The organism is Bacillus sp. FSL K6-4563, from assembly GCF_038630405.1.
GTDB classification, from domain to species: Bacteria; Bacillota; Bacilli; order Bacillales; family Bacillaceae; genus Bacillus; species Bacillus pumilus.
Map to the genome: position 1 here is coordinate 233194 of NZ_CP152030.1, position 12882 is coordinate 246075.

At 42.5% G+C, this 12882-nt stretch carries 13 protein-coding genes; 10 read left to right on the top strand and 3 right to left on the bottom strand.

Features of this window, described 5'->3' with window-relative positions; all coding sequences use genetic code 11:
• Positions 1–25 precede the first annotated feature (25 nt).
• Positions 26–793: a GNAT family N-acetyltransferase gene (locus MHH54_RS01365; protein WP_034620726.1), complete on the bottom strand. Its 768-nt coding sequence runs from the start codon at positions 791–793 to the stop codon at positions 26–28.
• Positions 794–1009: 216 nt separating this feature from the next.
• On the opposite strand from MHH54_RS01365, the gene MHH54_RS01370 reads away from it, so the two are divergent.
• The 5 genes from MHH54_RS01370 to MHH54_RS01390 all read left to right on the top strand — a co-directional run bounded on the left by MHH54_RS01370 (position 1010) and on the right by MHH54_RS01390 (position 3638).
• The gene (locus tag MHH54_RS01370; protein WP_050943378.1) at positions 1010–1468 is read left to right on the top strand and encodes a MarR family transcriptional regulator; all 459 of its coding nucleotides are present in this window, start codon (positions 1010–1012) and stop codon (positions 1466–1468) included.
• Between the two features lie 111 nt (positions 1469–1579).
• Positions 1580–1825: a hypothetical protein gene (locus MHH54_RS01375; protein WP_106032890.1), complete on the top strand. Its 246-nt coding sequence runs from the start codon at positions 1580–1582 to the stop codon at positions 1823–1825.
• On the top strand, positions 1822–2283 hold the full coding sequence (locus MHH54_RS01380) for a DUF523 domain-containing protein (protein ID WP_342500585.1): 462 nt from the start codon (positions 1822–1824) through the stop codon (positions 2281–2283). Before MHH54_RS01375 ends, MHH54_RS01380 begins: the two co-directional genes overlap by 4 nt.
• 29 nt (positions 2284–2312) lie before the next feature.
• Complete coding sequence (locus MHH54_RS01385; protein WP_113386662.1) at positions 2313–2729, top strand: DUF5301 domain-containing protein; 417 nt, start codon at positions 2313–2315, stop codon at positions 2727–2729.
• 81 nt (positions 2730–2810) lie between these two features.
• Positions 2811–3638 (top strand): aldo/keto reductase, encoded by an 828-nt coding sequence (locus tag MHH54_RS01390; RefSeq protein ID WP_113386663.1) that lies wholly within the window; start codon positions 2811–2813, stop codon positions 3636–3638.
• Between the two features lie 50 nt (positions 3639–3688).
• Here MHH54_RS01390 and MHH54_RS01395 read toward each other — a convergent pair whose 3' ends face one another.
• The gene (locus MHH54_RS01395) at positions 3689–4762 is read right to left on the bottom strand and encodes an iron-containing alcohol dehydrogenase family protein (protein ID WP_342500905.1); all 1074 of its coding nucleotides are present in this window, start codon (positions 4760–4762) and stop codon (positions 3689–3691) included.
• Positions 4763–4951: 189 nt separating this feature from the next.
• Here MHH54_RS01395 and MHH54_RS01400 point away from each other — a divergent pair, with 189 nt between their 5' ends.
• Both MHH54_RS01400 and MHH54_RS01405 read left to right on the top strand, forming a co-directional pair.
• Positions 4952–5920 (top strand): rhodanese-related sulfurtransferase, encoded by a 969-nt coding sequence (locus tag MHH54_RS01400; RefSeq protein WP_003217237.1) that lies wholly within the window; start codon positions 4952–4954, stop codon positions 5918–5920.
• A gap of 344 nt (positions 5921–6264) precedes the next feature.
• Entirely contained in the window at positions 6265–7884 is a 1620-nt protein-coding gene (locus tag MHH54_RS01405; protein WP_342500586.1) for an APC family permease, read from the top strand.
• 34 nt (positions 7885–7918) lie between these two features.
• On the opposite strand, the gene MHH54_RS01410 is transcribed toward MHH54_RS01405, so the two are convergent.
• Positions 7919–8119: a hypothetical protein gene (locus tag MHH54_RS01410; protein WP_050943366.1), complete on the bottom strand. Its 201-nt coding sequence runs from the start codon at positions 8117–8119 to the stop codon at positions 7919–7921.
• Positions 8120–8304: 185 nt separating this feature from the next.
• Here MHH54_RS01410 and MHH54_RS01415 point away from each other — a divergent pair, with 185 nt between their 5' ends.
• The 3 genes from MHH54_RS01415 to MHH54_RS01425 all read left to right on the top strand — a co-directional run bounded on the left by MHH54_RS01415 (position 8305) and on the right by MHH54_RS01425 (position 12677).
• On the top strand, positions 8305–9141 hold the full coding sequence (locus MHH54_RS01415) for a PRD domain-containing protein (protein ID WP_106029677.1): 837 nt from the start codon (positions 8305–8307) through the stop codon (positions 9139–9141).
• Between the two features lie 235 nt (positions 9142–9376).
• Positions 9377–11236, top strand: coding sequence for a beta-glucoside-specific PTS transporter subunit IIABC (locus MHH54_RS01420; protein ID WP_106032894.1), 1860 nt, complete (start codon positions 9377–9379; stop codon positions 11234–11236).
• A gap of 19 nt (positions 11237–11255) precedes the next feature.
• Positions 11256–12677 (top strand): glycoside hydrolase family 1 protein, encoded by a 1422-nt coding sequence (locus MHH54_RS01425; RefSeq protein WP_342500587.1) that lies wholly within the window; start codon positions 11256–11258, stop codon positions 12675–12677.
• Positions 12678–12882: the final 205 nt, after the last annotated feature.

Consider the following 12882-nt stretch of genomic DNA (forward strand, 5'->3'; position numbering starts at 1 on the left):
AGCTTTTTTTATGTTCTATTTTACTCTATTCAAAAACAACCATTTCGCCGATTGGTTGAAAGCCGGCACGTTGGTAAATATTTTTGCCGTCCGCCGATGCTTGTAACAGGACGCGCTTCTGTTTGTTGTCTGTCTGGGTTAGAAGATAATGAAACATGTCACTGCCAAGTCCCTTTCCGCGGTGATCTGCCTTTGTGATGACATCATAAATACCGTAGCTATCGGTTGCTTCGAGTAATAAGCCTGTTGTGACCGGTTTGTGGTCTGCATATCCGACGAACATGCGAGCGCGTGATTGTATAGCTTCAAGCGAAAAACGCTGGAAATAGTTCTCTAAGGCGATAGCCTCCGGTGACTCTTTGAATAGCTCGATAAAGATATTTTTGTAATCAAGCAGTGTCTGGTCATCAAGTACTTCTTTGATTGTAAGTGGTGAAGATGTAGCTGGGTCAATGCCTTCTGTCTGTTCAAGCATCATGATGGTATTGCGTTCAACCTCTTCAAGCTGATATTTCTTTAGTAAATCAGTCCAATCAGGATGAAGCAAGCGGTGATCCACCCATGTGCTAAATAATAGTTTCTGTGACTGCAAGTATTCGATGGTTGCTTTCACTTTTTGCGGATCTTTAATTTGCGCTGATGTCGGTAATAGCAAATTGAATGTGTCTGTCGATATGTGAGTATTGGATAGTACGAAATCGTCCGTTGCGAGGAAGGTTCCGTTCACAGCTGAAGAAAACAGGTGGATCTTTTCTTCTAATTGGCGAATGGCGATGTGTTGTTCGGTTTTCATTAGCTCACCTTTTTCATCAAAAATTGGATGTCATCCCCTATGAATTATAGCAAATAAAAGAAAGAGGAGCTGTGACATCATAGATCATCTAGTAGAAAAGTACATATGCCATTTTCAGGTCTGATGGCCTATTATTTTTATCACACTGACATTTCTTTTGACTCCTATCTTAATTATTAGTACCATTTTATTAACCAGTTAAGAGTGGAGGTTCAGATGGAGACTAAAGAGCAGATTGTATTAAAAGCGATTCAAGATCTGATTATTCATAGAGAAAAGAGAAGGAATGATCCAACAGATCCACTGATTACCACGACTGATACACTCAAGCAAGATTGGACACTCACACAGCTTCACATTTTATCGATGATTCAAGCCAATCCAAACGAATCAAATAATACATTTCTTTCTCAACAACTGAAACTATCAAAGCCCGCTATTACAAAGGCTGTGAAAAAACTAATTGATAAAGGCATGGTGGGCTATTGCCACCGGCAAGGGGATAAAAAATCTGTCTACTATTCATTGACAGAGAAAGGCACGCAATTGGCGGCACTGCATGATGAATTACATGAGAAAGCTGTCGCGTCCTACTTAGAATTTCTCCAGCAGTTTCATGAAGATGAATTACAAGTGATTGAGCGCTTTTTGAAGGCATGGAAAGAAAAAATATAGATTAAAAAAACCGAAACCATCGTAGAAAATGAGATGATTTCGGTTTTTTATATGGTAAAATTAACATATATTGACGTTATTCGTGATCATGTTAAAAGGGAGGGAGCTTCTTTGGGGAAAGAAATGATGGAAAATTTTAAAAAGTCCGCAACCATCATGCCGTTCGTGGGATTGTTTGTCAGCTTGCTATTATTTGTTTACTTTTTTGGTATCAAAGGAGTTGAAGGGTCGATTTGGGCTGCTGCTTTATATTGTGCTCTGCCCTTTTTAGGGTATACGATCTTCTATCTGCCTGTATGTATTTATTTTAAAGTCAGTAAAAAACGTTCAATCCATAAAAATGAGGAACAGACGTGATAGTGGTCAGCGCTTGTCTTGCTGGGTTGAAGGTCCGGTATAATGGTAGCCATCGATTAGATCAGCGAATCGAAGAGCTTGTGCAGGAAGGAAAGGCTGTGACAGTTTGTCCTGAACTGCTTGGCGGCTTCTCTACGCCTAGACCTCCCGCAGAAATCATTGGCGGAGATGGACATGATGTTTTACGGGGGCAGGCTGCTGTTGTCGATGCTCATGGAACTGACGTCACAGAGATGTATGTAAAAGGTACAAAAGCCACGCTAGAGCAGGTTCAGTCTCTGAAAGCAACAGCGGTTGTGCTAAAAGAGTACAGCCCTTCTTGCGGGAGCCGGATGATTTATCAGGGAGAGTTTAACGGCAAGACAAAAGCTGGAGATGGTGTGACGTCCGCCTTGCTAAAACAGCACGGGATTCAAGTGTTCTCTGAGGAGGATGATTGGACTTCGGTGTTTCAATAGGCGTGGCGTGAATAGAAGGAGGAGTTAGGTTGAAAAAGTGGATCATTGGTGTAGTTGTCGTTATTTTAATCGGAATGGGTATTTATTTTATGAACAATGCCAAAACATACTCTTTTGATGATGTGGTCTCGATTGATCGAAACAAAGTGACATCCATACAAATTGAGCATGATAATGAACGTGCTGTTTTGAAGAAAAAAGAAAACATTCAAAAGCTGTTGAAGGAACTTTCAGATGTGACATTAAAGAAAACCAATGAAGCCACAAAAGCCACAAAAGAGTCTTATTGGATCAGGGTGTATGAGAATAAGAAGGAAACATACGGTCTGACATTCTATGATCAGGCATATTTAGAGACATATGATTTTTCTAAAAAGAAAGATCAAACAAGCGAATACCAAATCGTTGACGCCAATCAAGTCGATATAGGACAATATATCAAATAACACCAGCGGAAATTCATGCATGATCAATCAAAAATTTGGGTATAGTCCTTGGTAAGCAAAAATGAAGCGGAGGTTTGTTTGATGAGTGGATTAACAGATACAGTCACATTAGCAAACGGAGTAAAAATGCCGAAGCTAGGCTTTGGAGTATGGCAGGTAAAAGATGGGGATGAGGCTGTAAATGCAGTCACAGACGCTCTTGAAGCGGGCTACCGCAGCATTGATACAGCAGCTGCCTATCAAAATGAAGAAGGGGTAGGCAAAGCCATTCAGCAATCAGGCATCTCTCGCGATGATCTGTTTATTACGACAAAGGTGTGGAATCGTGATCAAGGCTATGAAGCAACACTTGAAGCCTTTGAAACAAGTATGAACAAGCTTGGGCTAGATGTATTAGACCTTTATTTAATTCATTGGCCGGTTGAAGGTAAATATAAAGAAACTTGGAAAGCACTAGAGAAGCTGTATAAGGATGGACGTGTTCGAGCCATCGGTGTGTGTAACTTCCATCAGCACCATTTAGATGATCTATTAGAAGAAGCAGAAGTTGTGCCAATGGTTAATCAAATCGAGCTGCATCCAAAGCTGACGCAGGAGCCTTTACGAGACTACTGCAAGGAGAAAGGGATTCATGTAGAAGCGTGGTCACCATTAGGCAGCGGGAAGCTGCTGAACCATCCTGTTCTTCAGGATATTGCGAAAAAACATGACAAATCTGTGGCTCAAGTCATTCTTCGCTGGGACTTGCAGCATGGTATTATCACCATTCCAAAATCTGTGACGAAGAGTCGAATCATCGAAAACACACAAGTCTTCGATTTCGAACTGTCCGCACATGAGATGGGCGTCATCGATCAGCTTAATGAAGATGAGCGCACAGGTCCAGATCCAGATAACTTTGATTTTTAATCGAAAGGAAAGCACAGGTGGGATGCCTGTGCTTTTCTTATTGAACGATTTTATGAGGCTGATACGTTTTCAATGACTTGAATGGCGTCGACAATTTGCTCTTTGGAATAGTCTCCAATCAAGCAAAAGGTTTCGTCTATACGTGCAGCATGGCTTGCCACTGTTTCTGCGGCTTCTTCCAGCTGAGCTGTGATGCCAAGCTCACGCATATTTCTAGGTAATCCGAGTGTTTCATAAAGCTCAAGTAATTCTTCTACTTCGCTCATTCGATTTTCTGCGGCAAGCTGAACAAGAATGCCATAGGCCACTTTTTGACCATGTAACATATGGTGCGTTTCCTCAATAAACGTCAATCCGTTATGGATGGCGTGGGCTCCTGCCATTCTTCCGTAGCGTCCTCCGTAGCCGCCGACCGTGCCAGCTAATGTAATAATGGTATCCGTTACATCTGCAAATGCTTGCGAAAGCTGACCCGTTTGCAAGCTGTTGACAGCTTCTTCGCTATGGGAAACAAGAATATCCCTCACGTATACCGCCTGTTTTAGTGCTGCATGCACCATGAGCGGCAAGGAATCCTTTGCATTTCGAATAATGGCTTCCGCTTCATACCATTTGGCCAGCGTATCTCCAATCCCACTTTGAAGGTAGGAAAGAGGAGACGAGAGCAAAAATGTATGATCAATGAGGGTGAGGTAGCTGGACCGCTTATGGTAATCGACTCTCATGAAATTCCCCTTGTCATCATAAATGACGCTAAGAGGTGTAGATGCAGCACATGTCCCCGGGATAGTTGGAACCATGATGACTTCAATTTGAAGAGCCTCTGCTACTGACTTGGCGGTGTCTAAAATCGTGCCGCCTCCGATCCCGATTATCACATCTGCCTCTTGCAGTTCTTCCGCGATTCGAGTGATGGCATTGGGTGAACTGTATCCTTTGTGCTGAACAACAGGCCAATATGGCGGAAGCTTTGTGTACTGTGAAAAAGCATGAAATGAATCATATCCCGTCACGACAGCGGGCGACTGGAAGGATGGAGAAACAAGTGAATCGAGTTCATGATAAATGCCTTTTTGAGAAATAAATTGGTTTGGACCGCTTCTGACGATATCTTCTGGCTGGATCATTACGTTCTGCTCCTTTACAACATCATATTTCATAAATCATCTCATTTTACTGAAAGTTCTGTCAAATATGAGAAGAAAGACCCTTCCGTTTTATGGAATTGAGCCGCTGTCATTGCCTTTAGGTATGTATTTCCTGTATGATAAAGAACGGTATGTTCTCATTAAATTTAAGAGGTGTTTATATATATGGAAAAACAATATCGTGTCTTACTTTACTATCAATATGTCCCCATTGAGGACCCAGAGACGTTTACAGCAGAGCATCTAGCATTCTGTAAGGAGCTTGGTTTGTTAGGTCGTATCCTTATCTCAGCAGAAGGCATAAACGGAACGGTTTCTGGTACCATTGAGCAAACGGACAAGTACATGCAAGCATTAAAGGAAGATCCGCGCTTTGCGTCTATGCCGATCAAAATTGACGAAGCAGACGGTCATGCGTTTAAAAAAATGCACGTCCGCCATCGAAATGAACTAGTGAATCTGAGCCTTGAAGATGATGTGAACCCGTTAGAATTAACAGGTAAACATCTTAGCCCGGTTGAGTTTTACGAGCAAATGCAATCACCTGATACCGTTGTGATAGATGCACGTAATGATTACGAGTTTGATGTCGGCCACTTTAGAGGGGCAGTTCGTCCTGATATTGAGACATTCCGCGAATTACCGGAGTGGATTCGTGACAATAAAGAGATTCTTGAAGGGAAAAAAATCCTGACGTATTGCACAGGCGGCGTACGCTGTGAAAAATTCTCAGGCTGGTTAAAGCGTGAAGGCTTTGAAGATGTCTCTCAGCTTGACGGCGGAATTGTCACGTACGGAAAAGACCCAGAAGTTCAAGGGAAGCTTTGGGATGGTCAATGCTACGTGTTTGATACTCGCTTAACAGTGCCCGTGAATCAAACAGAGCATGTGGTTGTCGGAAAAGATTTCTTCACTGGTGAGCCTTGCGAGCGTTATGTGAACTGTGCAAACCCTGCATGTAACCGCAAAATGATTGCAACAGAAGAAAGCGAGCATAAATATATGCGCAGCTGCAGCCATGAATGTCGTACGAGTGAACGTAACCTTTATGTGAAACAGCACAACCTGTCTGAAGAAGAAGTGCAAGAAAGACTAGCTGTGATTGAACAAGAACAAGCGATCTCACAAGGATAGAGGGAACCCCCCTTTATCCTTTTTTTCTATTCATGATAGGGCTCAGAAGGAAGAGGGATTCATTTCCTCTTTCTTTTTTGTTTTGTTTTTTTCAAAATAAGGGTAAAGGTAGTTATTCAGTCTAATAGATTGCATCATTGAAAAAGCGCTTTCTTAAGAAATAAGCATGTTCGACTATTTCAGAAAATGGAGAATTGAGAGATAATAAAACAGGCGAAAAAATGAACAAGGGTAAAGATTTAGTTGAAGAAATATTTGTTAATTGAATGAAAAGTGAGCTGCAATGAAAGAAAGGTGCTTACTTAGGCACATGCTTTGTAATTTAATCGAAAGGTGTTATGAACATGAATCAATTGCATCGTAGAATGGGGACTTTCGCTTTAATGATGGTAGGTCTTGGCTCAATCATTGGTTCAGGTTGGCTATTCGGTGCTTGGCGTGCCGCTCAAATTGCCGGCCCTGCTGCTATTTTATCCTGGTTGATTGGGATGGTCGTAATTTTATTTATCGCTTTGTCTTATAGTGAACTCGGATCGATGTTTCCAGAGGCAGGCGGAATGGTGAAATATACGCAATATTCACACGGCTCTTTTATCGGGTTTATTGCCGCTTGGGCAAACTGGATCGCCATTGTCTCCGTCATTCCGGTTGAGGCGGTGGCTTCTGTCCAGTATATGAGCTCATGGCCTTGGGAATGGGCAAAGTGGACAACCCATTTGGTCACAAAAGGGGTGTTGACGACAGAAGGGCTCATGGTCGCCAGTGTGCTTCTTGTGATTTACTTTCTGCTCAATTATTGGACCGTTGGGTTATTTTCAAAAGCGAATACATTCATTACCGTGTTTAAAATTGTCATTCCAGGATTAACAATTGGTGCGCTCTTATTCGTAGGTTTTCATAGTGAGAATTTTACTTCTGGAACAAGTATTGCTCCTAACGGCTGGGCGAGTGTGCTGACAGCTGTTGCGACATCAGGAATTGTGTTTGCCTTCAATGGCTTCCAAAGCCCGATTAATATGGCGGGTGAGGCGAAAAATCCAGGCAGATCCATTCCGATTGCTATTGTTGGATCTATTTTGATTGCGACTGTGATTTATGTGCTTTTACAAATCGCCTTTATCGGTGCTGTCGATCCGTCCATGATTGTGAATGGATGGGGTCATTTGAATTTTAATTCGCCATTTGCCGACCTTGCCATTGCGCTTGGGATTAACTGGCTGGTTCTGATTTTATATGCAGATGCGTTTGTATCACCTTCTGGTACAGGGATTACGTATACGGCGACGACATCCCGTATGATTTATGGAATGGAAAAAAACAAATACATGCCAAGTGTACTTGGTCGTCTGCACCCTATTTATGGCGTGCCTCGTCCAGCGATGTTTTTTAACTTAGCCGTATCGTTTATCTTTCTGTTTTTATTTAGAGGCTGGGGTGTACTTGCGGAAATCATTTCTGTTGCGACACTTATTTCTTATCTGACAGGCCCAGTAACTGTCATGACACTGAGAAAGACAGGGACAGATTTATATCGTCCGCTGCGAATAAAAGGACTCAGCATCATTGCTCCTCTCGGCTTTGTCTTTGCGTCATTGACGCTGTATTGGGCGAGATGGCCGTTAACAGGTCAGGTGCTGTTCATTATTCTCATCGGTCTTCCGATATATTTTTACTATCAAGCAAAAGCGAAATGGAAAGGCTTCGGCCGCAACTTCAAGGCGGGTGCTTGGATGGTCGTGTACTTGCTTGTGATGATGACGATTTCCTGCCTGGGCAGTGACAAATTCGGCGGCTATAACGTCATTCATTATGGCTGGGACATGGCACTTATTACAGTGGTTGCTCTGCTATTTTATATGTGGGCACTCAAAAGTGGATTTGAAACAGAATTTCTAGAGGATGCGAAAAAAATCAATGATGAGCTGCGTACTTCTTCGCAAGAAGCCGCATCATCCAAAGAATAAAGGAACGGCTGCCTGAATATTATGGGCAGCCGTTTTATTTTGATAAATGATGCATCACGTGCTGCCTCAGCCAAGTGGTGACACCGCGCAAAACGGCTGCTGTGACAAATGAGATGAGCACATACTTCCAAAGCAGATTCATACCTTGTCCACTAAGCAAAAACACGATTCCTAGAAAGACGAGTGTGAATAGAAGCACGAATAAAAATGATGCAGACCAGAAAAAAGCCTTCACTGAAGGTCACCTCCTTGGAGTATTGTATGCAGGCAATTGAAGGATCAGACCAGCTATGACGGGGTAGAATTATGGTGAAATCTATTGCAAAAGTCAGATAAAAACACCAAGTGATTTGACAGTTGTGTTAAGATGAGAGCATATTTTGAGTGAAGATTGTGGTTCATAGACGGAGGTGTTTGGGGTTGCAGATACAAAAAGTTCTAAACAATAATGTCATTAGTGTGATAGATGAACAAGGAAAAGAAATCGTCGTCATGGGAAGAGGTATCGCCTTCCAGCGGCGGCCCGGGGATTCGGTAGACGAATCGTTAATCGATAAAGTTTTCCGCCTGGAGGATCATTCCGTTCATGAGCGAATGAAAATGCTGCTTCTGGAGGTTCCGTATGATGTGGTCAAGGTAACCGAAGAAATGATTCAATATGCACATACAAAGCTGAACCGAAGATTAAACGAAAGTCTGCATGTATCGCTCGCAGACCATATTCATTACGCCATCGAACGACTGAAGAAAAATCATCTCATTGAGAATTCGCTCATTTGGGAGATTAAACGCTTATACAAAGATGAATTTCTTGTGGCAAAGGACTGTCTTGAGATGATTAGAGAGCGTCTTCATATTGAACTGCCTGAGGATGAAGCAGGCTTTATTGCCATGCATATCATTAATGCAGAGCTCAATGAGGACATGAATACAACGGTCAATATTACAAAAGAAGTAAACGCCATCCTCACCATTGTGAAATATCATCTCAATATGGAATTTGATGAAGACTCACTCAACTTTTATCGTTTTCTCACACATTTACGCTTTTTCGTCCAGCGTCTGATAAACGAAACAATGCTTGTCAGCGAAGATCAGGATTTGTATCAGCTGATCAAGGTAAAATATCCGAAGGCATACGAATGTGCAAAGAAAATCGCAGAATACGTCTATCAAACCTATCACCGAGATCTCACATCAGAGGAGATGCTGTATCTATCCATTCATTTGAATCGATTGATCAAACGAGAAAAATAAAGGTAGTTTTCAAAAGAAAGCGTTGACATGAGAAAAGCTGAGTGGTACTATTTGCTCATAAACATAAAAGAATACGGTTTCACAATGATCGTCTTAGAGGATTGTGACTGTTCGGCAGGCAAAACCTAAACGTTCACTGAAAAAGCGCAATAGCAAGTTGCGACTATTTTTGGTGCCCGTTTAGGTTTTTATTTTGCCAAAAAACGTATTTTTTTGAAAAAAAGGGGGTTTTTGTATGAGTTATCGTCAATTAGCAGAAGACATTATCAAACACATTGGCACAGAGAAAAACGTTCATTCACTGGTCCATTGCGCTACAAGACTTCGCTTCACATTAAATGACCGATCAAAAGCAGACAAAGCAGCCATTGAAAAATTAAATGGCGTTGTGACCGTTATGGAAAGCGGCGGCCAATTTCAAGTAGTCATTGGCAATACCGTACCAGAGGTTTATCGAGAGATTGGGGAGTTTACAAATTTATTAGAGGATTCCACTTCTTCATCTGCAAAATCAGGTGGAGAGAGCACAAGCCTTTTCGGAAAATTCGTTGACATTGTCTCTGGTATTTTCACACCACTTCTCGGTGTCATGGCAGGTGCTGGTATTTTAAAAGGTCTACTAGGTATCTGTATCAATGCAAAATGGTTATCACCTGAAGATACGTCGTATCAAATTTTATTTGCTGCGTCTGACAGCTTGTTCTACTTCCTGCCATTACTGCTCGCATTCACTTCGGCGAGGAAGTTTAAAGCGAATCCATTTGTGGCTGTGACGATTGCTGGTGCACTCATTTACCCAACCATTCAAGAATTGTCAAAAGGCGGCGGAGATGTGACCTTTTTCGGTATTCCAGTCGTCTTAATGTCTTATACATCAACGGTTATTCCAATCATTTTGGCAGTGTTTGTCATGGGATATATCGAACGTTTCTTTAACAAAGTCATTCATGAAAGTGTCAAAAACTTTATTACTCCACTGATTTTACTTGTCACGGTTGTTCCGTTGACACTCATTGTATTCGGACCATTTGGTGTGTATGCAGGGAACGGCATTGCCGCTGTCTTGCTGAAAGTATTCTCCTTTAGTCCTACACTTGCAGGTGCTTTAATTGCGATGGCATGGCAGGTTCTTGTGATCTTCGGTATCCACTGGGGTCTAGTGCCAGTGATTTTAAATAATATTGCCGTCCATGGAAAAGATCATATCAAGCCGGCGACTGCGCCAGCTGTATTTTCACAAGCCGGTGCTTCCATCGGTGTTATGCTGAAAACAAAGAATAAAAAGCTGAAATCATTGGCTGGATCGACAGCGGTTTCTGCCGTGTTTGGGATCACAGAGCCAGCTGTATACGGGGTCACGCTTCGTTTGAAAAAACCATTTATTGCAGCCGTTATCTCTGCTGGAGTCGGCGGTGCGATCATTGGTTATTCACAAAGTATTGCGATTGCGTCAGGGCTTCCAAGTTTACTGACACTTCCGATTTTCTACGGACAAGGGTTTACAGGGTTCATCATCGGAATCTCGGTCTCATTTGTTCTATCCATCGTCTTGACTTATTTGATTGGATTTAAGGATCCAGTAGATGAAGATGAAACCCCAGCACCGGTTGCTGAACCAACAATGGAAAACGAACATGGGGTCAAAGCAGCTCATGTGAAAAGTCCTTTAAAGGGTGAGGTAATCAAGCTGGAGGAAGTACAGGATAAGGCATTCTCATCTGGTGCACTAGGAAAGGGCGCAGCCATCATTCCATCAGAAGGCAAGCTGTTTGCACCAGTATCAGGAGTCGTGACAACGGTGTTCCCAACAGGTCATGCGTACGGTCTTACTTCTGAAAGCGGAGCAGAAGTGCTCATTCACATTGGACTTGATACCGTACAATTAGGCGGTCAGCATTTTACCCCGAAGGTCGTACAGGGGCAAACCATCACTGAGGGCGAATTGCTTGCGGAGTTTGATATTGAAGCCATCCAAGCTTCCGGCCTGTCCGTCACAACACCAGTGATTATTACCAATTCAGGTGAGTTTAGCGATATCATAGAAACAGAAGAAAAACAAATCACACCAGGACAATCATTTTTACATCTCGTTTAATCAAGAGGAGGAAGAAACTATGAGATATTCAACACTAGCACCATTTCCAAAGGACTTTTTCTGGGGCGGATCTACATCCGCCTATCAAGTAGAAGGTGCGTGGAACGAGGATGGCAAAGGGCCATCTGTCATTGATATGAGAGCAAGTTACCCTGAAGGAACAACAGATTTTAAAGTCGCAAGCGATCACTATCACCGCTATAAAGAGGATGTGAAGATGTTTGCAGAAATGGGTTTGAAGGCTTATCGCTTCTCTATTGCATGGACACGGATCATTCCAAATGGAGATGGGGAGATCAATCAAAAGGGGATTGAATTCTATCATTCTCTCATCGATGAATTGCGCCGCTATGATATTGAACCAATCGTGACGATGTATCATTTTGATCTGCCTCATGCACTTCAAGTAAAAGGCGGTTGGTCAAATCGTGCGACAGTAGATGCGTTTGAACGGTATGCAAAGGTTCTATTTCAGGAGTATGGCGAGAAGGTAAACTATTGGCTGACCATTAATGAACAAAACATGATGATCTTACATGGATCAGCGCTCGGTACACTTGATCCAAATTTAGAAAATCCGAAAAAAGAACTGTATCAGCAGAACCATCATATGCTCGTCGCTCAGGCGAAAGCCATGACGCTTTGTCATCAAATGTTGCCTGAAGCGAAAATTGGACCAGCGCCAAACATTGCGCTCATTTATCCGGCATCTCCAAAGCCTGAGGATGTGCTTGCTGCGGCGAATTACAATGCGATCCGCAACTGGCTGTATCTTGATATGGCAGTCTTCGGCCGTTATAACAACCTTGCTTGGGCGTACATGAAAGAAAAAGACATTCTTCCTGTGATTGAAGAGGGAGATATGGATATTTTGAAAAGTGCGAAGCCGGACTTCATTGCCTTTAACTACTACACATCTCAAACGGTTGAAGCGAGTAAAGGAGATGGCAAGGATGAATTTGCGCGCGGCGGAGACCAGCATTTGAAATCTGGTGAAGATGGCGTATACAAAGGCGGCAACAACCCGTTCCTAAGTAAAAATGCGTTTGGCTGGGAGATTGACCCTGTCGGCTTCCGATCAACGATGCGTGAGATTTACGACCGTTATCAGCTGCCTCTTATTATCACGGAAAACGGATTGGGTGCTTTCGACAAGTTAGAAGAAGATGGATCGATTCAAGATGATTATCGAATTGATTATTTAGAAAAACATATCGAACAAATCAAATGGGCGATCACAGACGGCGTCGAGGTCTTCGGATACTGCCCGTGGTCCACTATCGACTTAATCAGCACACACCAAGGATGCTCCAAGCGCTACGGATTCATCTACGTGAACCGCGATGAATTTGACCTACAAGACCTGAAGAGAATTCGTAAAAAGAGCTCTTACTGGTATGAAACATTAATTCAGCAAAATGGAGAGAAGATCGGGGAGTAACAAATAAAAAAGCCAATCACCTTATGCGGGTGGTTGGCTTTTTTTCGTTCACTCTATTGGCAAGATCATATTGTTCGAGTTGTTTTAAAAAGATAGCCTGATTTTAACAGCCTAATAAACTACTTTCTTTTATAATCCAAAGAAATTTTGCTGTTTCGAATGCTACATCAGGTGGAAGGCCTGCCTGTATAAAAATTGCGCTACT

Coding starts and splice junctions, on each gene's coding strand:
- MHH54_RS01365 (WP_034620726.1), bottom strand. CDS start 793: ATGAAAACCGAACAACACATCGCCATTCGCCAATTAGAAGAAAAGATC.
- MHH54_RS01370 (WP_050943378.1), top strand. CDS start 1,010: ATGGAGACTAAAGAGCAGATTGTATTAAAAGCGATTCAAGATCTGATT.
- MHH54_RS01390 (WP_113386663.1), top strand. CDS start 2,811: ATGAGTGGATTAACAGATACAGTCACATTAGCAAACGGAGTAAAAATG.
- MHH54_RS01400 (WP_003217237.1), top strand. CDS start 4,952: ATGGAAAAACAATATCGTGTCTTACTTTACTATCAATATGTCCCCATT.
- MHH54_RS01405 (WP_342500586.1), top strand. CDS start 6,265: ATGAATCAATTGCATCGTAGAATGGGGACTTTCGCTTTAATGATGGTA.
- MHH54_RS01420 (WP_106032894.1), top strand. CDS start 9,377: ATGAGTTATCGTCAATTAGCAGAAGACATTATCAAACACATTGGCACA.
- MHH54_RS01425 (WP_342500587.1), top strand. CDS start 11,256: ATGAGATATTCAACACTAGCACCATTTCCAAAGGACTTTTTCTGGGGC.